This is a genomic window from Bradyrhizobium sp. 45, from assembly GCF_023073155.1.
Taxonomy (GTDB): domain Bacteria; phylum Pseudomonadota; class Alphaproteobacteria; order Rhizobiales; family Xanthobacteraceae; genus Bradyrhizobium; species Bradyrhizobium canariense_D.
Genome location: NZ_JADPIX010000155.1, coordinates 16,395 through 38,030, shown reverse-complemented (window position 1 = coordinate 38,030; position 21,636 = coordinate 16,395). Strand labels below are relative to the sequence as shown.

Below are 21,636 nucleotides of genomic sequence, written 5' to 3'. Positions count from 1 at the left end.
AGGGAAAGTCAGCTCGCCGCTTCCAGGCGCACTTCCGTGAGCAGGCGCATCGCGGCGTCGGCATCCATGGGTTCGCCAAAGGCAAACCCTTGCGCGTATTCGCAGCCCATCTGGTAGAGCTCGACCGCGTCGGAATCGGTCTCGGCACCTTCGGCGACCACGTCCATGCCGAGGTCGTGCGCGAGCGCGATGATGGACTTCAGGATCACCGGGCGGGTGCCGCGGTTGGTGGTGCGCACGAAGGACTGGTCGATCTTGATGGTGTCGAACGGGAAGCGCTGCAGATAGGCCAGCGACGAATGGCCGGTGCCGAAATCGTCGAGCGACAGCCCGGTGCCGAGTTCGCGGATGCGCGTCAGCATCTGCGCCGCGTGCTCCGGATTCTCCATCACCAGCGATTCCGTCAGCTCCAGCTTCAGCGTGCCGCGCGCGACCGAGGAGCGCGACAGCACGGTGCGGATGTCGTGGATCAGATCGTGGCGCAGCAATTGGCGCGAGGAGACGTTGACCGATGCGAAGATCGGCTCGCGCGAGCGCATCGCGCGCTGCCAGATCGAGAGCTGCTTGGCGGTCTGGTCGAGCACGAACATGCCGAGGTCGATGATCAGGCCGGTCTCTTCCGCGATGGTGATGAATTCCGAGGGCGCCATGCGTCCGAGCTTGGGATGATCCCAGCGCACCAGCGCCTCGAAGCCGGCGACCGAACGGTCTTCAAGCCGCACGATCGGCTGGTACAGGATCGTGAGCTCCTGCCGCTCGATGGCGCGGCGCAGTTCGCTCTCCAGCGTCAGCCGGTCGGTTTTTCGCGCGCGCATCGCGGACTTGTAGACGTCGATGCGGTCGCCGCCGATGCGCTTGGAGTGATACATCGCGAGCTCGGCGTCCTTGATGATCTCGTCCGTGAGCTGAACTTGCGGATCGGACAAGGCGAGGCCGATCGAGGCCGTGAGAAAGATTTCGCGTTCGTTGAAGGCGATCGGCGCGCGGATGGTCTTGCGGATGGTCTCGGCGAAGGCGGTGATGCGGGCGGGGTCCTGCTCCGAGAGCAGGATCAAGCCGAACTGGTCGCCCGCGAGCCGCGCCAGCGTATCCTGCGGCTTCAGGATGCGGGTGAGGCGGCGGGCCAGCGTCAGCAGGATGGAATCGCCGACCGCGATGCCGACGGAATCGTTGACCTGCTTGAAGCGGTCGAGGTCGATCACCATCAGCGTCGGCCGCAGCGTCGGCATGGTCTTGGCGAAATGCGCGACGGCGCCGAGCCGGTCCATGAACAGCTTGCGGTTGGGCAGGCCGGTGAGATTGTCATGCACCGAATCGTGCAGCAGGCGCTCCTCGGCGTTGCGCAGCTCGGTGACGTCGGTGAGGGTGCCGACCACGCGCGAGACCTCGCCGTCGGAGCCGACCACCGGGCGCGCCTTCAGCGCGAACCACATGAAGTGACCGTCCGGCGTGCGCAGGCGGAAATCCTGCACCAAGCGGCCGCGGCGCTGGTCGAGCACGCTGTCGAGCGCGGCGCGGAAACGGTCCTGGTCGAGCGGGTGCAGCACTTCGAGCCAGGAGGCGGCCGGGCCTTCCAGCGTGCCGCGCTTGAGGCCGAGCAGGGCCTCGGTCTCAGGGCTGGTAAAGACCTTGTCGGCGGACACGTCCCAGTCCCAGATCAAATCGCCGGAACCGGCCAGCGCCAGCGCGCGGCGCTCGATGTCGGAGACGACGCCGGTGGTGGCGCCGCCGCCGGCGAACGCATGCTGCATCACCGTGAAGCCGATCAGCATCACGATCAGCACGAGGCCGCCGAGCAGCGCAGGGCCGACGATGTCGTTGGTGACGGAGCCTGCGACCGTCATGCCGGCCGCGACCACCCAGACCACCAGCAGGAACCAGGTCGGGATCAGCAGCACAGCGCGGTCGAAGCCGTGGGTGGAGAGATAGACGATCAGCGCGAAGCCGGCGAAGGCAATCAGCACCAGCGATATGCGCGCGATGCCGGAGGCCACCGCAGGGTCGAACAGGGCCAGCGCCACCAGTGATCCCAGGAACGCGAGCCAGCCCACGGTGATGTGGGAATAGCGCACGTGCCATCGACTGAGATTGAGATAGGCGAACAGGAACACCAGCAGCGTCGCCGCCAGGATCGCCTCACCCGCCGCGCGCCAGATGCGCTCGGCGTTGTTCGACATGTCGAGCACCTTGCCCCAGAAGCCGAAATCGACGCCGATATAGACCAACACCGCCCAAGCCAGCGCCGCGGCGGCCGGGAACATGATGCTGCCCTTGACCACGAACAGGATTGTCAGCACCAGCGCCAGCAAGCCGGAGATGCCGATCACGATGCCCTGGTACAGCGTGAACGAGTTGACCTTGTCCTTGTAGGATTCCGGCTCCCACAGATAGAGCTGCGGCAGCTTGTCGGTGCGCAGCTCCGCGACGAAGGTGACGACCGCGCCGGGATCGAGGGTGACGCGGAAGACGTCGGCGGTCGGGCTCTCCTGCCGCTCCGGCCGGTCGCCGGTCGAGGGCGTGATGGTCGCGATGCGCGACAGCCCGAGGTCGGGCCACAGCAGCCCCGAGGAGACGATACGGTAATGCGGAGCGACGATCAGGCGGTCGAGCTGGTCGTCGGTGTTGTTGGCGAGCGCGAACACCACCCAGTTCTGGCCGCCTTCGCGGGCGCGCACCTCGATGCGGCGGACGATGCCGTCGGTGCCGGGCGCGGTCGAGACCTGGATGCGGTCGGCGTCGCTGCGCTGATGCTCGAGCACGCCGGTGAGGTCGATCGCGGGCGCGTCACCGCGGACGCTGACAGCGTCCAGCGCGCGCGCCGGGAACGCGCAGACGAGAATCATGAGGCCCAGCGCTATGGGCGCGAGGCACCTGATCAGACGCAAGGTCAGTTCTCCGCGTTCGACGCAAACTCTTCGGTGCAGGCTCTTCGGTGCACGGCGTTTTCCGAACGGAACAAGGTGGTTCGGTGCGTCGCGATAGATGCCACGAAAGCAAGGAAAATCAAAGGGTTTCCCGCTTGCCCTGTGGGCCGTTGGCCTAGACCTCCAACACAATTTTGCCAATATGTGCCGAGGTTTCCATCCGCCGGTGCGCGTCGGATGCCTTTTCCAGCGGGAAAGTGCTGTCCATCAGCGGCTTGACGCGGCCTTCGCGCAAAAGCGGCATCACTTTCGCCTCGATCGCGGCCACCATCGCCGCCTTGTCCGCATTACTACGGGGGCGCAGCGTCGAGCCGGTATGGGTCAGGCGCTTCACCATCACCTTGGCGATGTTGACGGTGACCTTGGGCCCGTTGAGGGTCGCGATCTGCACGATGCGGCCGTCGAGCGCTGCGGCGTCATAGTTGCGATCGACATAGTCGCCGGCGACCATGTCGAGGATCAGATTGGCGCCGGCATTGTTGGTCTCCGCCTTGACCACGGCGACGAAGTCTTCGGTCTTGTAGTTGATGGCACGATCCGCGCCGAGCTTGAGGCAGGCATCGATCTTGTCCTGCGATCCCACGGTGACGATCACCTTGGCGCCGAAAGCTTTTGCGAGCTGGATCGCCATGGTGCCGATGCCGGAAGAGCCGCCGTGGATCAGCAGCGTCTCGCCGGCCTTCAGGGCGCCGCGCTCGAACACATTGTGCCAGACCGTCATCAGTGTTTCCGGCAGTGCGCCGGCTTCCTTGATCGACAGCGACGGCGGCACGCTCATCGCCTGACCGTCCTGCGCGATGCAGTACTGCGCATAACCGCCACCGGCGACCAGCGACATCACCTTGTCACCGATCTTGTGCCGCTTGGCGTTGCTGCCGACGGCCACCACTTCGCCGGCGATTTCGAGGCCGGGCAGGTCGCTGGCGCCGGGCGGCGGCGGATAGGCGCCGGAGCGCTGCGCGACATCGGGCCGGTTGACGCCGGCGGCCTGCACCTTGACCAGGATCTCGTCGGGGCCGGGCTGCGGCAGCGCCCGTTGTTCCGGCACCAGCACCTCCGGTCCGCCGGGTTTCGAGATGGCGACCACGGTCATTTGCGCGGGCAGCTTGTCCATGATGTGTCCTTGAGCAAAGGTGCGGGATGGAACGAGGCCATTGCTTAGCCAGCGCGGTGCAGGCTGGCAACCGCCTCAGCCGCTTGTGAGGCGAACGCAGGAGGAACCAGGATGGCGATGGAAGACGACGACCGCCCGCGCAAGAAGATCAGCCATGACATCGGACAGGATCTCTCACTCTTGTCGGTGGAGGAACTGACCGACCGCATCGCGCTTCTCAAGGGCGAGATCGCAAGATTGGAAGAAGCCGCAACAAAGAAGCGCGCCTCGCGTGATGCGGCCAACAGCGTTTTCAAGAAGTAGCGGATTGGAAGAGGAGCGCCAGCCACTTCCACGGCGTCATGGCCGGGCACGTCCGAAGGACGGCGTCGCTTCCGCTCGCCTATGTCCCGGCCATCACGTTCTTGATCTTTCGCCGAAGGAGAGGACGTGGAAGCCCGGGCATGACGGGCAGTTTGTTCCGCGGGCCCACTCGGCCACTGACCGACATGGCTAACGAACCCTCAAGATAATCGCTCGTTTACTCCACATTAAGCTTTCGAGTTTATGACTGGGAACTGTCCTCGTTTGGACACCGAGTGGCTCCTGTCCACTCTGTTTGACGCCTCCCTGTTATCAACTTTCAAAGCCGCCGGTTTTCCGGCGGCTCTTTTTTTGCGCCCAGCTCCGCCTTTTTGCGTCTCGCCGCGGTTGAATTCCGGGCAAAGACCCGCGGAAACCATATCCGCGCTTGTCACTGGACTCGGCGTCTCGCCCGCGCAATGATTTGTTCATCATAAGCCGGTGCCAAAGCCGGGCGTCAGACAGTTGCGTAAGGGGCGTTAACCATGGAACGTTTGCAAGCCGAAGGCGCTCTCGTTCAACTCAGCGAGCGGTTCACCAATTCTGCGGCGTTCGGCGTCCTCTTCCGCGAGGGCATGGACTTGGTCGAGGAGACCGCCGCCTATCTCGATGGCGCCGGCCGCACCGAGGCCAAGGCGCTCGATCGTGCCGTCAGCCTCACCTATGCGACCGAGAGCATGCGTCTGACCACCCGCCTGATGCAGCTCGCCTCGTGGCTGCTGCTGCACCGCGCCGTGAAGGAAGGCGAGATGACGCTGGGCCAGGCCAATCGCGAAAAGACCAAGGTCAAGCTCTCCGCCGCCGATCCCGGCTCAACCGACACCATCGAGAAGCTGCCGTCGCAGCTCCAGGACCTGATCCATCGCTCGATGAGCCTTCAGACCCGCGTGCGCCGCCTGGACAACACCATCCACACCCCGCCGGTCGATCATTCCTCGATCGGCAACCCGCTGGTGCCGCATCTCAACGCGTTGAAGGCGGCGTTCGAGCGGTAAGCTCCCGTCATCGCGACGAGCGCCCCCAAAACAAAAAACGCCTCCGGCTCTCCGGGGGCGTTTTCGTCTCCAGCCTCGAGGGGCCGGATCAATCCTTTTTGAGAAAGCCAGAAAACTTCTTCTGGAAGCGCGAGACGCGGCCGCCGCGATCCAGCAGCTGCGCGTTGCCGCCGGTCCAGGCCGGGTGCGACTTGGGGTCGATGTCGAGGTTCAGCGTGTCGCCTTCCTTGCCCCAGGTGGAGCGGGTCAGGTACTCGGTTCCGTCGGTCATCACGACCTTAATCGTATGATAGTTCGGGTGAATTTCGGCTTTCATGGCAATTCCTCGGCGCCCCGGCGCCTCACTTGAGTGGCTATCGAATGACGGATTTGGCGGGGTCTATACCCCACGGCCCCCTGTAAAACAAGCCATTGCAAGCCTTTTGAGGGCCTTAGCGGGCCGGGCTGCCCCCTAAGGGACTTCCCGGATTTGCCACTCCCGCTCGCCCGGCCTATTTGGGACGGACCACCTTCTCTTTGTCTTTTGGTCGGATCTCATGAGCGCAGTAGAACGGCTTGAAACCGGGCCCGCGGAAGCCCCGTCGATCGAGGCCGACCTGATCGAGGCGCCGGCGAAGAGCCGCGCGAAGCTGCGGCCGCTGTTGGCGCTCGCGCCCTATGTCGCCCGCTATCGCGGCCGGGCGGCGCTGGCCTTTGTCGCGCTGACGATCGCGGCGCTGACCACCCTGCTGGTGCCGGTCGCGGTGCGCAGGATGATCGATTTCGGCCTGACGCCTGAGGGCATCGAGCTGATCAACAGTTACTTCTCGGTGATGATCGCCGTCGTCGCCGTGCTCGCGCTGGCGAGTGCCGCGCGCTACTACCTCGTAATGACGATCGGCGAGCGCATCGTCGCCGATCTCAGGCGCGACGTCTTCGCCCATCTGCTCTCGCTGTCGCCGGCCTTCTTCGATTCCGCGCGCAGCGGCGAGCTGGTGTCGCGCCTCACCGCCGACACCACGCAGATCAAATCCTCCGTTGGCGCCTCGGTCTCGATCGCGCTGCGCAATCTGATGATGTTCTTCGGTGCCGCGGCGATGATGGTGATCACCAGCCCGCGTCTGTCGGGATTCGTGCTGCTGGCGATTCCCCTGATCGTGCTGCCGCTGGTCGCCTTCGGGCGCTGGGTGCGGCGGCTGTCGCGCAACGCGCAGGACACGCTGGCCGAGGCCTCCGCCTATGCGAGCGAGCTGGTCGGTGCGATCCGTACCGTGCAGGCCTATACCAGCGAGAGCCTCGCCGAGAGGCGCTTCGGCGGCGAGGTCGAGCAGGCCTATGAAGCCGCGCGCACCTCCACGCAGGCGCGTGCCGTGCTCACCGCCATCATCATCTTCATCGTGTTCGCAAGCGTGGTCGCGATCCTCTGGATCGGTTCGCACGACGTGCTGACCGGCACCATCACGCCGGGCCGGCTCGGCCAGTTCGTGCTCTATGCGGCCTTCGCCGCGGCCGGCCTCGGCCAGCTCAGCGAAGTCTGGGGCGAGATCTCGGCGGCATCAGGCGCTGCCGAGCGCCTGTTCGAGATCCTGCATGTGCAGCCCGACATCACCGCGCCCGCGTCGCCGCGCGCGCTGCCGGTGCCGGCGCGCGGCGAAGTCGGCTTCGACCAGGTCAGCTTCGCCTATCCGGCGCGGCGCGACGTCAATGTGCTCGATGCCGTGTCGTTCGCCGTGCGTCCCGGCGAGAAGGTCGCGATCGTCGGTCCGTCCGGCGCCGGCAAGAGCACGATCTTTCATCTCTTGTTGCGCTTCTACGATCCGCGCAGCGGCGCGATCTCGCTCGACGGCGTGCCGGTCAAATCCGCCGATCCCCGTGAATTCCGTTCGCGCATTGCGCTGGTGCCGCAGGAATCCAACGTGTTCGCGGCCAGTGCCCGCGACAACATCCGCTTCGGCCGGCCCGATGCCACCGATGCCGAGGTCGAGCGCGCGGCCGAGCTGGCGCACGCCGCCGAGTTCATCCGCCGCCTGCCCGAAGGTTTCGACACCCCGCTCGGCGAGCGCGGCGTGACGCTGTCCGGCGGCCAGCGCCAGCGCATCGCGATTGCGCGCGCGATCCTGCGCGATGCGCCGCTGCTGCTTCTGGACGAAGCCACCTCCGCGCTCGATGCCGAAAGCGAGACGTTGGTGCAGACCGCGCTGGAAGAGCTGATGCGCCACCGCACCACGCTCGTCATCGCGCACCGCCTCGCAACCGTCTTGTCGTGCGACCGCATCTTGGTGATGGACCAGGGCCGGATCGTCGAGCAGGGCACGCATGCGGAGCTCGTCGCTGCGAACGGGCTCTATGCCAGGCTGGCGAGGTTGCAGTTCGAGGGGGCGTGAGGCGAGGTAGTCTGGACTGCCGCTTCATTCAGGCTGTCATCCCCCGCGCAGGCGGGCGATCCAGTACTCCGAGACGGAAGTGATCAAGCGATAAGCCGCGGCGTACTGGATTCCCCGCCTCCGCGGGGAATGACAGCGGAGCTTTTGGCGAGAGCGTCGCACCACGTGGTCTCCCTTCGTAGCCGGGTCGATAGCGGACATTTGTCGATCTGATCGGCTGCGCGATTCGAATCGGCCACATCGTAAGGTGATCGATGGAAGCGGCGCTGCTGGCTGTCGCAGAACATGGGCGTCGTCGTTTTGATGAGTTTCGGAATGCTCGTCGTTGGCTTCCGGAATTTCGGACAGCGTTGGCGCGCCCGGAGGGAGTGGACGGCCGCGGCTGCTGAAGCTAGGGTTCGGGCCGACCCAGGAGACGCCAAATGCCTTATTCGACAGCCGACCAGACCCGAGGCGAGCGCAACGGCAAGCTTGTCGCCGACGTCTTCTGCGCGCTCTTGCTTGCTACCTTTTCCGTGGTCTTCTTCGGTTGGCTCGGCGGTCTGGCCGCCTTCATTGTCGTCGAAAGTTGCCTGCTCGCAATCGATTGGGTGGTTCCTAGCAAGAACGATGCGGCAGGCGTTGTTCGTTGAGCTGACGGAGTGGACGGTGTTGTGAATGATTGTTCTGATCGGTCCGGTACTGTTCATCCTCCTCATCCTGTTCGCTATTCGACAGCAGATGCGCGGCCTTGCGGGGTGGAAAGCGGCGCTGCTTGTTGTCGCTGGTAGCGGCGTCATCGTTGTGCTGAGTTTCGGATTGCCCATCGTGGGCTTCCGGAATTTCGGATAGGGCAGCCCGCGCCCTGAGCCGAGTGGATGAACCTTGCAGTTCCCCCGGATGTGGCGCCTAATCAGGTATCGCCGGCCAAAGGCTCGTCCGTAGGCGTCGGTGCCTGAGAGATGATTTGTGCTCCCGCCTCAATGGGAGTGCGCCTCATGGCCCCGCCATTCAGCAAGGAAACCCACGAACTTTTGGAGCGGGCGCAGCGAGCGATCGATGAGTCGATCCGGCTTCGCGAAGACAGCCAACGCGCGATCCGCCAAGCCGAAAGCTGGCAGTTCGAGCTTGAACTCCGCTTGAGCCGAGAGCGCACCGCGGCGAGTTGACGGCAGCACTGCTTATCAGCACTTCGGCGACAGCGCCGGCACGTTCGGCCATGGCCAGTTCTTCCAGCTCCCGTCCTCATCAACGCAGGCCGATGGCCCAAGGCCATTCGTCGGAGCACTCGTCGTCTTGACCGGCGTGGCGAGGTGCTGGTCGACATAGCTCGTCGAAACATATCCGGCGACGATGACGCCGAGCAGGACCGAAGACCCCTTGGCCAGATCGCTCAATTTCATCGGTCATCTCCATCCGCTTGCCGGCGCAACTTGCGGGCACAACGACTAGCTGACGTCCTGGGATCCCGACGTGACGGCCGTCACGCGTCCAGAATCAAGATCGCCAGAATCTAAGGTTGCCAAATCATCTTCAGCACCGGACGTCCCGAGGTCGGGTTCACCTCGTCGCCGGCATGCGCGAAGCCTTTGCGCTCGTAGAAGCGGATGGCGCGGCTGTTGTCCTTGTTGACAAGCAGCGTCACGCCCGCCGGTGACAGGCGCTTGGCCTCATCCACCAGCAGCCGCGCCGCGTCCGAGCCCCAGTGCGCGGGATCGACCACGAGCTGGTCGAGATAACCGTCGCCGTCGATGGTGACGAAGCCGGTCAGCGCGCCGTCCTGCTCCGCGACCACGATCGAAGCCTTCGGCACCAGCTCCTTGCGCCAGCGCTCGCGCCACCAGTCCAGGCGGGCCGCGAAGTCGATCTGCGGATAGGCCTGCTGCCAGGTGCGATGCCACAGGTCAATCGAGGCGGCCTCGTCCTCGGGACGGTAACGGCGGAGGTGGAGGGCGCTCACTACCGCTCCGTCAGCTTCAGCTCGATGCGGCGGTTGCGCTTGTAGGCTTCCTCGGTGTTGGCCGTGTCGAGCGGCTGGAATTCGCCGAAGCCGGCGGCGACCAGGCGCTGGGCCGGCACGCCGAGCGAGATCAGGTACTGCACCACGGAGATCGAGCGCGCGGCCGAGAGGTCCCAGTTCGACTTGAAGTTCGGACCGTTGACCGGGCGCACGTCGGTATGGCCGTCGACACGCAGCACCCAGGGGATCTCGTTCGGGATTTTCTTGTCGAGATCGATCAGCGCGGTTGCGAGCGTGTCGAGCTCGGCGCGGCCTTCGGGCAGCAGCACCGCCTGTCCGGTGTCGAAGAACACTTCGGACTGGAATACGAAGCGATCGCCGACGATGCGGATGTCGGGGCGGTTGCCGAGGATGGCGCGCAGGCGGCCGAAGAATTCCGAGCGATAGCGCGACAATTCCTGCACGCGCTGCGCCAGGGCGACATTCAGGCGAGAGCCCAGGTCGGCGATGCGATTTTGCGATTCCTTGTCGCGCTTCTCGCTAACGTCGAGCGCCTCTTCCAGCGCGGCCAATTGCCGCCGCAGCGCGCTGATCTGCTGGTTCAGCACCTCGATCTGCGCCAGCGCCCGGGCCGAAACCGCCTTCTCGGAATCCAGCGCCTTGCCGAGCTCGGAGGACTTGCCTTGCGCATCGTTGCCGGCCGCGGCGAGCCCCTCATAGAGGCCCTTGATGCGGTCGCGCTCGCTCTCGGCCGAAGCGAGGCCGGCTTTCAGTGACGAGACCTGGTCGTCGAGCGTGAGCTTGCCGAGCTTCTCCAGCGACAGTAATTCGTTGAGCTGCGCGATCTTGGCGTTGAGCTGCTCCAGCGCCTTGTCCTTGCCGGTGACCTCCTGCGACAGGAAGAACTGCACGACCAGGAACACCGACAGCAGGAACACGATCGACAGCACCAGCGTCGACAGCGCGTCGACGAAGCCGGGCCAGTAGTTGAAGGAGGTATCGCCGCGGCGACCGCGCGCCAGTGCCATGTCGCTAACCCTTCTCGGGCTGACGCGCGATGCGCTCCAGCAGGCGCCGGATCTCGCGGTTCTGCTCGCCCTGGCCGTCGGCCCATTCGCGGATCATCTGCTGCTCGGTCCGCATATGCGAGACCAGCGCCTGGATGGCTTCGGCGAGGCTCGCCATCGCCGCGGTGGTGCCGCGGCTGCCGCTGCCTTCCTCGAGCACGGAGCGTAAGCGCTCGACGACGGCCTGAAGCTCGCCGCTGGCAATGCCACCGCCAGTGCCGGCAACAGCCACCTCGCCGCTGCCATATTCGCGCACGGTGGTGGCAAGCCAGTCTTCGAGGTCGGTGTAGAAACGGTTCTGCGCCTGGCTCGATTGCAGGTCGAGGAAGCCCAGGATCAGCGAGCCGGCGAGGCCGAACAGCGAGCTCGAGAACGAGATGCCCATGCCGCCGAGCGGGGCGGCCAGCCCCTCCTTCAGCGTGTCGAACAGGGCGCCGGAATCGCCGCCGACCTTGAGCCCGTCGATCACCTTGCCGACCGAGCCGACCGTTTCGATCAGGCCCCAGAAGGTACCGAGCAGGCCGAGGAAGACCAGAAGCCCGGTCATGTAGCGGGAGATGTCGCGGGCCTCGTCGAGGCGGGTCGCGATCGAATCGAGCAGGTGCCGCATGGTGGTCTGGGTGATCGACATCCGCCCGGTGCGCTCGCCGCCGAGGATCATCGCCATCGGCGCCAGCAGCTTGGGGTGGCGGGCGGGCGCAAGGCCGGGATCGGCGATGCGGAAATTGTTGACCCAGGAGACTTCGGGATACAGCCGGATCACCTGGCGGAAGGCCAGGATGATGCCGATGAACAGCACGCCGCCGATCAGGGCATTGAGGCCGGGATTGGCGAAGAAGGCCTGGATGATCTGCTTATAGAGCACCACGCCCACCAGGGTGCAGAGCACCAGGAAGACCAGCATCCGCACCAGGAAGACGCTGGGCGAGGATAGCTTGGTGTATTCGATGTCGAGGGAGGAGCGGGGCGAGGCGCCTGGCGGCATGGCCGGTATCATCCGTTAACTTGCTTGCGGCGCGCACTATGGCACAGCGCCAGCCCAAAAAAAGCGCCGGATGCGCCGATTTCGGGGAGAGCTGGGGAACCCAAGGCTGAAACCGGCTTTGGTAAGGACGTACTTTGCAAATCGTCGGCATTCCACAGGTTCAAGTCGCACTTTTCCCCTGGCGCCAAAACCCGCCGCCCAAGACGGAGTCGTCGCATGAGCGTCGTGTCCGCGATCATCGGGACTGCCGAACGGGTGCCGTTGCCTGATGTCGTGATCCGCGCGGCGATCCAGCGCCTGTGCTCGCGCACGGTGACGCGCCTGTCCGCGCTGGGCGGGGCGGACGATGCCGCCTTCGCCGGGCGGATGATGCTGCGGCCGATCGCCGAGGACGCGGATGCCGAGCACGACGAGGTGCCCGCTTCGTTCTTTGCGAAGGTGCTCGGCCCCAACCGCAAATACTCCTGCTGCTTCTACAAGACCGACGCGACCACCTTGCGGGAGGCCGAGGAGGAGGCGCTGCGTCAGACCGCCGAGCATGCCGCTCTCGCCGATGGTCAGACCATCCTCGAACTCGGCTGCGGCTGGGGCTCGCTGTCGCTGTGGACGGCGCGGCAGTTTCCGCACGCCAAGGTGACGGCGGTGTCGAGCTCGCAGGCGCAGCGCGCCCATATCGAGGAAGAGGCGCGGCTGCGCGGTCTTCTTAATCTGCGGGTGGTCTGCGCGGACATCAACGTGTTCGCGCCCGACGGGCAATTCGACCGCATCGTGTCGGTCGAAATGTTCGAGCATGTGATGAACTGGCGCAAGCTGATGACGCGCTTGCGATCATGGCTCGCGCCGGAGGGGCGGTTCTTCATGCACATCGTCGCCCATCGCTCCGGCTCTCACCTGTTCGACCGGGCCGATCGCGACGACTGGATCGCGCAGCGCGTCTCCACGGGCGGGCTGATGCCGAGCCATCACCTCGTCAGGCAATTCGACGATATTTTCACAGTCGAGAAGGAATGGTGCTGGAGCGGCACGCACTATCAGCGCACCGCCAACGACTGGCTCGCCAATTTCGACGCGCATCGCTGTTTCATCGAAGCGGCCTTGCGCAACATCCATGGCGAGGAGACCGCCCAGCGAATGCGACGCTGGCGCTGGTTCTTTCTCGCGACCTCGGGCCTGTTCGGCTATGCCGACGGAACCGAGTGGGGCGTCAGCCACTACCGCATGAAGGCGGCGGGGTAATTGCGGTCTTCTGACGCAGCACGCGGTGATGGAACCGGACTCACAATCGGGTGAGACGCGAAAAACGCCGTGAACTCAGCACCCTAGGCCGTGTGACATTGGGCCGCCCGCAAGGTGCGTTGCGTCGCAGCACGTCCGCTCTATTTTGACCGCATCAGCCGCGTGCCATGGCCCAGAACGGGCCTCGCGCCGAGCGGGATCGGTTTCAACAATATCGGGGCACCCCATTTCATGTCAGGACTTCGCGCGCGATCGGCATGCGTTGCAATGATGCTCGCGGCCTTTACGCCGCTGTTGGCGGGCTGCGACGAATCCAGCTCCGCCATTTCAGCCGCCCAGCCCAACGACCCCGACGTCAGCATCGTCATCGTCAAGCCGCAGCCGCGTGCCGTGGTGCGCGAGCTGCCGGGCCGCATTGCGCCGACGCGCGTCTCCGACGTGCGGCCGCGCGTGTCCGGCATCGTGGTCGAGCGCCTGTTCCGGCAGGGCAGCGAGGTGAAGGCCGGCGATCCACTGTATCGGATCGATCCGCGTCCGTTCGAGGTCGAGGTGATGGCCAACGAGGCTGCGGTCGCCAAGGCCGAGGCCGCGTTGATGCAGTCCCAGCAGCAGGCGCGCCGCATCGCCACGCTCACCAGCCAGCGCGCCGCGCCCGAAGCCGAGAACGAGAAGGCGATCGCGGCCGAGCGCCAGGCCCATGCCGAGGTCGAGGGCCGCAAGGCCGATCTCGCGCGCGCAAAGCTCAATCTCGACTATGCCACCGTACGCGCGCCGATCGACGGCGTCGTCGGTGCCGCCCTGGTCAGCGAGGGCGCGCTCGCGGTCCAGAACGAGACCAATCTGGCCACCATTCAGCAGCTCGATCCGATCTATGCGGATTTCACCCAGTCGGTGAACGAGCTCAACCAGCTCCGCCGCGCCTTCGAGAGCGGTGACCTCGAGCGCATCGCGCCCGACGCCGCCAAGGTGCATCTCGTGCTCGACGACAACACCCTCTACTCGCTCGACGGCAAGTTGCTGTTTTCGGATGCCAAGGTCGACGCCAATACCGGTCAGGTGACCTTGCGTGGTGAGTTCCGCAATCCGAAGCGCGAGCTGCTGCCGGGCATGTATGTCCGCGTCCGCATCGACCAGGGTCTCGATAGCGATGCGATCGCCGTGCCGCAGCAGGCGATTCAGCGCAATGGCGGCGGCGGCAGCGAGGTGTTCGTCGTCAAGGACGACAATCGCATCTCGGTGCAGCCGGTGCGCACCGGTTCGGTGCAGGACGGCATCTGGTTCGTCACCGACGGCCTGAAGGCTGGCGACAAGGTCGTGGTCGAAGGCTTCCAGAAGTTCGCCGCCGGCGACAAGGTCAAGCCGCAATCCTGGTCGGAAGCGGATGCGACCGCCGACAACCGGCACGCCCAGAAGCTGATGCGGTAATAGACCATGGCGAGCTTCTTCATCGACAGGCCGATCTTCGCCTGGGTCGTCGCGCTGTTCATCTGTCTGGTCGGCGCAATTTCGATTCCGCTGTTGCCGATCGCGCAGTACCCGATCATCGCGCCGCCCTCGATCTCGATCTCGACCAGCTATCCCGGTGCCTCGCCCGAGAACCTCTACAACAGCGTCACGCGGCTGATCGAGGAGGAGCTCAACGGCGCCTCCGGCATCCTCAATTTCGAATCGACCAGCGACTCGCTCGGCCAGGTCGAGATCATCGCCAATTTCGTGCCGGGCACCGATACCAGCGCCGCCTCGGTCGAGGTGCAGAACCGCATCAAGCGCGTCGAGGCGCGGCTGCCGCGCGCGGTGATCCAGCAGGGCATTCTGATCGAGGAAGCCTCCAGCGCGGTGCTCCAGATCATCACGCTGAACTCGACCGACGGCAGCCTGGATGAGGTCGGCCTGGGCGACTTCATGATCCGTAACGTGCTGGGCGAGATCCGCCGCATCCCCGGCGTCGGCCGCGCCACGCTGTATTCGACGGAACGTAGCCTGCGCGTCTGGGTCGACCCGGCAAAGCTGGTCGGCTATGGCCTGACCGCCGACGACGTCAACAAGGCCATTGCCGCGCAGAACGCGCAGGTCGCTTCGGGCAGCATCGGCGCCGAGCCGTCGACCTCGACCCAGCGCACCTCCGCGCTGGTGCTGGTCAAGGGCCAGCTCTCGTCCCCGGATGAATTCGGTACCATCATCCTGCGCGCCAATGCCGACGGGTCGACCGTGCGGCTGCGCGATGTCGCGCGGATCGAGGTCGGCGGCCTCAGCTACCAGTTCAACACCCGTCTCGATGGCAAGCCGACCGCCGGTCTTTCCGTGCTGATGTCGCCGACCGGCAATGCGCTGGCGACCGCGAGCGCCGTCGAAGAGAAGATGAAGGAGCTGTCTCGCTTCTTCCCGGCCAATATCGGCTACGAGATTCCATACAACATCACGCCCGTGGTCGAGGCCTCGATCAAGAAGGTGTTGTCGACGCTGGTCGAAGCCATCGTGCTGGTGTTCGTGGTGATGTTCCTGTTCCTGCAGAACATCCGCTACACCATCATTCCGACCATCGTGGTGCCGGTGGCGCTGCTGGGCGCCTGTACCACGCTGCTGCTCGCCGGCTATTCCATCAACATGCTCTCGATGTTCGGCATGGTGCTCGCCGTCGGCATCCTCGTCGACGATGCCATCGTCGTAGTCGAGAACGTCGAGCGCATCATGGCCGAGGAGGGGCTGCCGCCCAAGGAAGCGACGCGGAAAGCGATGTCGCAGATCACCGGCGCCATCATCGGCATCACGCTGGTCTTGATGGCCGTGTTCGTGCCGATGGCGTTCTTCCCGGGCTCGGTCGGCATCATCTACCGCCAGTTCTCCGTGACCATGGTCGCCGCGATCGGCTTCTCGGCCTTCCTCGCGCTGTCGCTGACGCCGGCACTGTGTGCGACGCTGCTCAAGCCCGTCGCGGCCGGTCATGGCCATGCCAAGAAGGGCGTGTTCGGCTGGTTCAACCGCATGCTCGACGGCAGCAAGGAGGGATATTCCCGCACCGTCGGCTTCTCGCTGAAGCGCACCGGCCGCTTGATGCTGGTCTATGTCGCGCTGCTCGCCGGCCTGTCCTGGGCCTTCGTCAATCTGCCCGGCGGCTTCCTGCCCGTCGACGACCAGGGCTTCGTCACCACCGACGTGCAGACGCCGTCGGACTCGTCCTACGGCCGAACCGAGGCGGTGATCGAGAAAGTGGAGAAATACCTGGCGCAGCGTCCGGGCGTCGACAACGTCACCTTCCTCACCGGCTTCAGCTTCTCCGGCCAGGGCATGAACACCGCGCAGGCCTTCATCACCCTGAAGGACTGGTCGGAACGCGGGCCGAAGGATTCTGCGGCCGCGATCGTCGCCGACATCAACCGCGATTTGTCGTCGTCGATCCGCGACGCAAAAATCTCCGCGCTGCAGCCGCCGCCAATCGACAATCTCGGCAACTCCTCGGGCTTCTCGTTCCGTCTCCAGGACCGCGGCCAGAAGGGTTATCCGGCCTTGATGCGCGCCGCCGATCAGTTGATCGCGGAGGCCAATGCGAGCGCTGTGCTGCAGAAGGTCTATGTCGAGGGCCTGCCCGAGGCCGGCGTGGTCAATCTCGTGATCGACCGCGAAAAGGCGGGCGCCTTCGGCGTCACCTTCGAGGACATCAACAATACGATCTCGACCAATCTCGGCTCGAACTACATCAACGACTTCCCGAACCGCGGCCGCATGCAGCGTGTCGTGGTGCAGGCCGATGCCCGCGACCGCATGCGGACCGAGGACATCCTCAACTACAACGTCAAGAACAGCCGCGGCCAGCTCGTGCCGTTCTCGTCCTTTACCACCGTGGAATGGGCGCGCGGACCGACGCAGATCGCCGGCTTCAATTATTATCCGGCGGTGCGCATCTCGGGCGAGGCGAAACCCGGCTTCACCTCGGGCGATGCCATCGCGGAGATGGAACGGCTTGCCGGCAAGCTGCCGCGCGGCTTCGGCTATGAATGGACCGGGCAGTCGCTCCAGGAGAAGCTGTCGGGCTCGCAGGCGCCGTTCCTGCTCGGGCTCTCGGTATTCGTGGTGTTCCTGTGTCTGGCCGCGCTTTACGAGAGCTGGACCATTCCGCTCGCGGTGCTGCTCACCGTGCCGCTCGGCATCGTCGGCGCGGTGGTCGCGGCGATGCTGCGCGGCCTGCCCAACGACGTCTATTTCACCGTCGGCCTGATCACCATCATTGGCCTTGCGGCCAAGGACGCGATCCTGATCATCGAGTTCGCCAAGGATCTGCGGAAAGAAGGCAAGCCGCTGGTGGACGCCACCATCGAGGCCTGCCGCCTGCGCTTCCGCCCGATCCTGATGACCGGCCTTGCCTTCATCTGCGGCGTGCTGCCGATGGCCATCGCCCATGGCGCCGGCGGCGCCAGCCAGCAGGCGCTCGGCAGTGTCGTGATGGGCGGCATGATCGCGGTAGTGATCCTGGCGCTGCTGATGGTGCCGGTGTTCTTCGTCTCGGTGCAGCGCGTGCTGGGCGGGGATCGGGAGAAGGCGGCGAAGCAGGGCGAGATGTACGGGCCGCCGGCGCCGGCCGAGCTGTAAGGTGAGGTGTCATGCCCCGCGCAGGCGGGGCATGCCGTACCCCGCGGCCTTTCCGTATCCGAGCGGCGTCTCTGGAATACTGGATCATCCGCCTTCGCGGATGATGACCGTCGGGTTTGCGCTGGTGAGAGTCGGCCATTGAACGCCGGATCGGTCGGCTTGATTTCTCGGAGGCCTCAATCCAGACTGCACCCCTGGATTGAAACATCGTATTCGCACCTTACTGCGAATGCGGAGATAGCCCGCCGATTGAGAGCATGTGATGCGTCCGACCGACATTGCGATCTCGAACTATCGCTCCATTCGGCGGCTCTCCATACCCATCCATCCCCTGTCGGTGTTCGTCGGCGAAAATGGAGTCGGCAAGTCCAATCTCTACAAGTCCTTGTCGCTGTTGCGCGACGCGGCGACCGGTCAGATCACCCGCACGATCGCCGATGAAGGCGGTTTGAATTCGGTCTGCTGGTCCGGCATACGCAAGCGAGGCGAAGACGGGCGGCTGCGGCTGTCGGCGACATTCGACGGCATGAGATATTCCATCGAGCTCGGATTTCCCAGCCCGCTTCAGGCGGCATTTTCCGGCGAGCCGATGATCAAGGCCGAAACGATCGAAACGACGCGCGGCAAACGCACGGTCAAGCTGATGGAGCGGATCAATTCGCTCATCAGCGTCCGCGGCGAGAGTGGCGCCTGGAACGCTCACAAGGATGCGGTGCTGCCGTCAGAGACCGCGCTTGCGGCTTTTTCCGATGGCAAGCAATGCCCGGAAATCGACCTGATCAGAAATGCAATGCTGGGCTGGCGATTCTATCATGACTTTCGCACTGATCCGGCGTCACCGATACGAAAGCCTTGTCTGGCGATCGCAACGCCCTCGCTCAGCGCCGATGGCATCGATCTGGCTGCCACCCTGGCGACCCTCTATGTCATTCGGGAAGACGCCGACGACCTGCAGGACGCGATCCAGGATGCATTCCCGGGTGCCGAACTCCGCGCATGGGAAGAAAATGGCAGGTGTGAATTCGATCTGCAATTGCCGGATATGCCGCGGCCGTTCAGGGCTCATGAACTATCCGACGGGACGCTGAAATACATCTGCCTGCTCGCGGTATTCATGGGCTATCGGCTGCCGCCGTTCATTGCGCTGAACGAACCCGAGACCAGCCTGCATCCGTCGCTGCTTGCGCCGCTGGCCCGGCTCATCGCCAAGGCATCGCGCCGCGCCGACATCTGGATTGTCACCCATTCGGAACAGTTGATGGACGCACTGCGAAGCGAGAGTTCGGTCCCGCTCCGCCGGGTGATCAAGTCGAAAGGCGCCACGGCGATCGAGGGCCTGACCATCGGCGGTGAATATCGCGACGACGAAGCCGACGAGGACGATGAGGACGACGATTCCTAACCGTCGTCGATCGAGCCGTCGTGCTGCTGCGGCCTACTTCCGCAAGATCTTCACCAATTCCCCGTGCACGTATTCATTCCCGCACACGACATTGCCTGTCACCAGCGCGTCGCCCGGCGTATCGATGTCGGTGATCGTTCCGCCCGCCTCGCGCAGCATGATCAGACCCGCCGCGATGTCCCAGGATTGCAAATTGCGCTCCCAGTAGCCGTCGAGGCGGCCGGCGGCGACGAAGGCCAAGTCGAGCGAGGCGGCGCCGAAGCGGCGCAGGCCGGCGACGCGCTCCTGCATCGCGGTCATCTCGCGACGGAATTCCTCGTGGTCGCCGCGGCCGATATGAGGCAGGCCGCAGGCCACCACGCATTCGTTGAGCTGACGGCGGCCGGCCACGCGCAGCCGCTGGTCGTTGAGGAAGGCGCCCTTGCCGCGCTCGGCGATGTAGAGCTCGTCATTGGCGGGATTGTAGATCACGCCGGCGATGATCGTGCCCTCGCGCGAAAGCCCGATCGAGATCGCGAATTGCGGGATGCCGTGCAGGAAGTTGGTGGTGCCGTCGAGCGGATCGACGATCCAGGTGTGGCTCTTGTCGGAGCCCTCGCGCGTTCCGCCTTCCTCGCCGATGAAGCCGTAGCCGGGCCGCGCCTTGGCGAGGTCCTGGTAGAGGATCTCCTCGGCGCGCTTGTCGGCCAGCGAGACGAAATTCGCCGGTCCCTTCAGCGAGACCTGGAGATGCTCGATCTCGCCGAGATCGCGCTTGAGGCTGCGGCCGGCGCGGCGCGCGGCCTTGACCATGACGTTGATAGTTGCGGAATATAGCATGAGCTTCCGGTCTTGATCGGGGGAAATGGCGCGAAATCGCGCCTGTTTGAGGGATGGGGTGCCCTGCGGGGGCCTCAACGTCAAGTCATTTGGCCCCGAGCCATTTCCTGGCGGCGGCCTCGGCCTTGGCCCGGTCCTCGGCCGGCAAATCGGACAATTGCTTGTCCAGCTCCGGATCGCCCTTGCCGGAGGTCTTGGCCACCAGATGCCACTTGAAGCCTTCGACCTTGTCCACGGCCGTGCCCATGCCGTTGATCAGCACCCAGGCCAGCCGGTTCTGCGCGATCGCGCTGCCCTGGCGGGACGCCTTGCGGAGCAGGGCGACGGCCGCCGGCTGGTTCTTCGGCGTGCCGGTGCCGTTGAACAGCGCGATGGCGTATTCGACCTCGGCATCGACATTGTCGGTCAGCGTGGCGACCTGGAGCAGACGCACCGCCCGTTCCAAATCCTTCGGCACGCCAGTGCCTTCCTTGTAGAAGGTCGCGAGCGCGTATTGCGCCTCGGGCAGGCCGGCATCAGCCGCCTGGCGCAGCAGCTCGGCGGAGCGCTTGACGTCCTGCGGCAGGGTCTGGCCGTCGAGATAGAGCAGCGCGAGATTATAGGCCGCCTTGGGTTCGCCGAGCTTGGCGGCGGACGCCATCAGCTTGACCGCCTCATTTTTGTCGACCGGGCCGCCGCGGCCGGTCATCCTCAGCATGGCGAGCGCGAACATCGCCTCGCGGTCTCCGGCGTCGGAGGCGCGCTTGTACCATTGCAGCGCCTTGGTGTAGTCGCGTCGGATGCCCATGGCGTTGGAATAGAGCTCACCCAGCATGGTCATCGCTTTGGCATCGCCGGTTTCGGCACGGGCCGTGGCGAGTTCGAAGGCGGTCTTGTACTGGCCGCGCTGATAGGCGCCGTACACCAGATCGACGTTGGGGTTGTCGGTCGGCGGCGCCGGAATCACGGTCGCGGCCGGAGCAGGCTTTGGGGAAGCGGAAGGTTTCGGGGAGGCTGAAGGTTTGGGTGCCGGCGGCGCTTCCTTCTTCTTGGTGATGGTGTGCGGCGTGGCCTTCGGCTTGTCTTTGGTTTTCTCGGCCGAAGCGCCCGGCGTTGCCACCGGCGGCGTGATCTGGAGCTGCGCGGCCGCGGGCGCCGTCAGCAGCAGCGTGGCCAGCATGATGATGCGCGGGAGCTTCATGTCGGGCGCTAGCCGTGCTCCTGGTCTGCAAGCGCAGTCGCATGAGCCTTCTTGATCGCAGCGTCGGCCTCGATCAGCGCAGCCTTGGGTCCGCGCGGATCGGCCCAGATGAAGTCGCCCACCAGCACGAAATCGGCGCCGCTGGCGGCGAATTCGTGGGCCTCCTCCAGCGAGATGGCAAAGCCGACGCAGGGCGGTTCGAACAGCTCGGCCCACCAGTCCAGCCGCTCAGCGATCGCTTGCGACGACGGCCGCTGGCCCTTTGCGTCGGGTTCGCCGAACAGCACGTAATCCGCGCCAATCTCGCCCGCATCCATCGAATGGTGCCGCGTCGTCAGCCCGCCAACGCCCGCGATGCGATCGGGCTTCAGCGATGGCAGCGCCTCTTTCAGCGCGGCGATGCCGGGCAGATGCGCGCCGTCGGCGCCGCCGCGTGCGACGAGCTCAGGATGGCCATCGACAAGCAGCGCCGCGCCCGCTTTCTGAGCCGGCGGCGCCAAGGCCTTGATCCGCGAGATCATGGTGCGCTGATCGGTCTGCTTCAGCCGCAGCAGCACGGCCGCGACATCGGCGGCGGCGAGCAGGCCGGGCAGCTCGGCCAGGAGCGAAGCGGGATCGTCGACGACAGGCGTCGCGAGATAAAGGCGCGGCGCCGGGCGCGGCGGAGGAGATTTGTTCGACAAGAT

Annotated in this window: 20 protein-coding genes; 10 read left to right on the top strand and 10 right to left on the bottom strand. The window is 65.2% G+C overall.

From position 1 onward, the window contains the following. Window positions 1–8: 8 nt before the first annotated feature. Window positions 9–2,885 carry an EAL domain-containing protein gene (locus IVB42_RS40500; protein WP_026232774.1) on the bottom strand — a complete coding sequence of 959 codons (2,877 nt, stop codon included), beginning with the start codon at window positions 2,883–2,885 and terminating at the stop codon, window positions 9–11. Between the two features lie 154 nt (window positions 2,886–3,039). Then, window positions 3,040–4,038, bottom strand: coding sequence for an NAD(P)H-quinone oxidoreductase (locus IVB42_RS40495; protein ID WP_018454625.1), 999 nt, complete (start codon window positions 4,036–4,038; stop codon window positions 3,040–3,042). Between the two features lie 111 nt (window positions 4,039–4,149). On the opposite strand from IVB42_RS40495, the gene IVB42_RS40490 reads away from it, so the two are divergent. Continuing rightward, window positions 4,150–4,341 carry a DUF1192 domain-containing protein gene (locus tag IVB42_RS40490; RefSeq protein WP_018454624.1) on the top strand — a complete coding sequence of 64 codons (192 nt, stop codon included), beginning with the start codon at window positions 4,150–4,152 and terminating at the stop codon, window positions 4,339–4,341. A gap of 524 nt (window positions 4,342–4,865) precedes the next feature. After that, window positions 4,866–5,375 (top strand): DUF1465 family protein, encoded by a 510-nt coding sequence (locus IVB42_RS40485; protein ID WP_018454623.1) that lies wholly within the window; start codon window positions 4,866–4,868, stop codon window positions 5,373–5,375. A gap of 88 nt (window positions 5,376–5,463) precedes the next feature. Here IVB42_RS40485 and rpmE read toward each other — a convergent pair whose 3' ends face one another. Continuing rightward, a complete protein-coding gene (gene rpmE, locus IVB42_RS40480; protein WP_018454622.1) occupies window positions 5,464–5,691 on the bottom strand; it encodes a 50S ribosomal protein L31 in 228 nt (75 codons plus the stop codon). 220 nt (window positions 5,692–5,911) lie between these two features. Between rpmE and IVB42_RS40475 the strand changes: the two genes are divergently transcribed. The 4 genes from IVB42_RS40475 (at window position 5,912) to IVB42_RS40460 (ending at window position 8,886) form a co-directional block, all read left to right on the top strand. Further along, window positions 5,912–7,738 carry an ABC transporter ATP-binding protein/permease gene (locus IVB42_RS40475; protein WP_018454621.1) on the top strand — a complete coding sequence of 609 codons (1,827 nt, stop codon included), beginning with the start codon at window positions 5,912–5,914 and terminating at the stop codon, window positions 7,736–7,738. A gap of 422 nt (window positions 7,739–8,160) precedes the next feature. Further along, a complete protein-coding gene (locus IVB42_RS40470) occupies window positions 8,161–8,370 on the top strand; it encodes a hypothetical protein (RefSeq protein ID WP_018454620.1) in 210 nt (69 codons plus the stop codon). A gap of 25 nt (window positions 8,371–8,395) precedes the next feature. After that, entirely contained in the window at window positions 8,396–8,569 is a 174-nt protein-coding gene (locus IVB42_RS40465; RefSeq protein WP_018454619.1) for a hypothetical protein, read from the top strand. A gap of 146 nt (window positions 8,570–8,715) precedes the next feature. Then, a complete protein-coding gene (locus IVB42_RS40460) occupies window positions 8,716–8,886 on the top strand; it encodes a hypothetical protein (RefSeq protein WP_157642917.1) in 171 nt (56 codons plus the stop codon). Window positions 8,887–8,901: 15 nt separating this feature from the next. Here the strand turns inward: IVB42_RS40460 and IVB42_RS40455 are convergent, their stop codons facing one another. The 4 genes from IVB42_RS40455 to IVB42_RS40440 form a co-directional block, all read right to left on the bottom strand. Continuing rightward, window positions 8,902–9,120, bottom strand: a complete 219-nt coding sequence (locus IVB42_RS40455; RefSeq protein WP_018454617.1) for a hypothetical protein — start codon at window positions 9,118–9,120, stop codon at window positions 8,902–8,904. Between the two features lie 110 nt (window positions 9,121–9,230). Further along, entirely contained in the window at window positions 9,231–9,677 is a 447-nt protein-coding gene (locus tag IVB42_RS40450; RefSeq protein WP_018454616.1) for a GNAT family N-acetyltransferase, read from the bottom strand. Beyond that, entirely contained in the window at window positions 9,677–10,705 is a 1,029-nt protein-coding gene (locus tag IVB42_RS40445) for a peptidoglycan -binding protein (protein ID WP_018454615.1), read from the bottom strand. The genes IVB42_RS40450 and IVB42_RS40445 overlap by 1 nt, the downstream gene beginning before the upstream one ends. Window positions 10,706–10,709: 4 nt before the next feature. Further along, window positions 10,710–11,729 (bottom strand): flagellar motor protein MotA, encoded by a 1,020-nt coding sequence (locus tag IVB42_RS40440; RefSeq protein ID WP_018454614.1) that lies wholly within the window; start codon window positions 11,727–11,729, stop codon window positions 10,710–10,712. A gap of 216 nt (window positions 11,730–11,945) precedes the next feature. Between IVB42_RS40440 and IVB42_RS40435 the strand changes: the two genes are divergently transcribed. The 4 genes from IVB42_RS40435 (at window position 11,946) to IVB42_RS40420 (ending at window position 18,951) form a co-directional block, all read left to right on the top strand. Next, on the top strand, window positions 11,946–12,965 hold the full coding sequence (locus IVB42_RS40435; RefSeq protein ID WP_247472150.1) for a cyclopropane-fatty-acyl-phospholipid synthase family protein: 1,020 nt from the start codon (window positions 11,946–11,948) through the stop codon (window positions 12,963–12,965). 231 nt (window positions 12,966–13,196) lie between these two features. Then, on the top strand, window positions 13,197–14,390 hold the full coding sequence (locus IVB42_RS40430) for an efflux RND transporter periplasmic adaptor subunit (RefSeq protein ID WP_085351844.1): 1,194 nt from the start codon (window positions 13,197–13,199) through the stop codon (window positions 14,388–14,390). Window positions 14,391–14,396: 6 nt separating this feature from the next. Further along, window positions 14,397–17,549, top strand: coding sequence for an efflux RND transporter permease subunit (locus IVB42_RS40425; RefSeq protein ID WP_018454611.1), 3,153 nt, complete (start codon window positions 14,397–14,399; stop codon window positions 17,547–17,549). 262 nt (window positions 17,550–17,811) lie between these two features. Continuing rightward, complete coding sequence (locus IVB42_RS40420; protein ID WP_018454610.1) at window positions 17,812–18,951, top strand: AAA family ATPase; 1,140 nt, start codon at window positions 17,812–17,814, stop codon at window positions 18,949–18,951. Between the two features lie 33 nt (window positions 18,952–18,984). Here the strand turns inward: IVB42_RS40420 and IVB42_RS40415 are convergent, their stop codons facing one another. The 3 genes from IVB42_RS40415 to IVB42_RS40405 form a co-directional block, all read right to left on the bottom strand. Beyond that, window positions 18,985–19,770, bottom strand: coding sequence for an inositol monophosphatase family protein (locus tag IVB42_RS40415; protein WP_018454609.1), 786 nt, complete (start codon window positions 19,768–19,770; stop codon window positions 18,985–18,987). Between the two features lie 85 nt (window positions 19,771–19,855). Then, entirely contained in the window at window positions 19,856–20,950 is a 1,095-nt protein-coding gene (locus IVB42_RS40410) for a tetratricopeptide repeat protein (protein WP_018454608.1), read from the bottom strand. Window positions 20,951–20,958: 8 nt separating this feature from the next. Then, window positions 20,959–21,633 (bottom strand): thiamine phosphate synthase, encoded by a 675-nt coding sequence (locus IVB42_RS40405; RefSeq protein ID WP_018454607.1) that lies wholly within the window; start codon window positions 21,631–21,633, stop codon window positions 20,959–20,961. Window positions 21,634–21,636 lie beyond the last annotated feature (3 nt).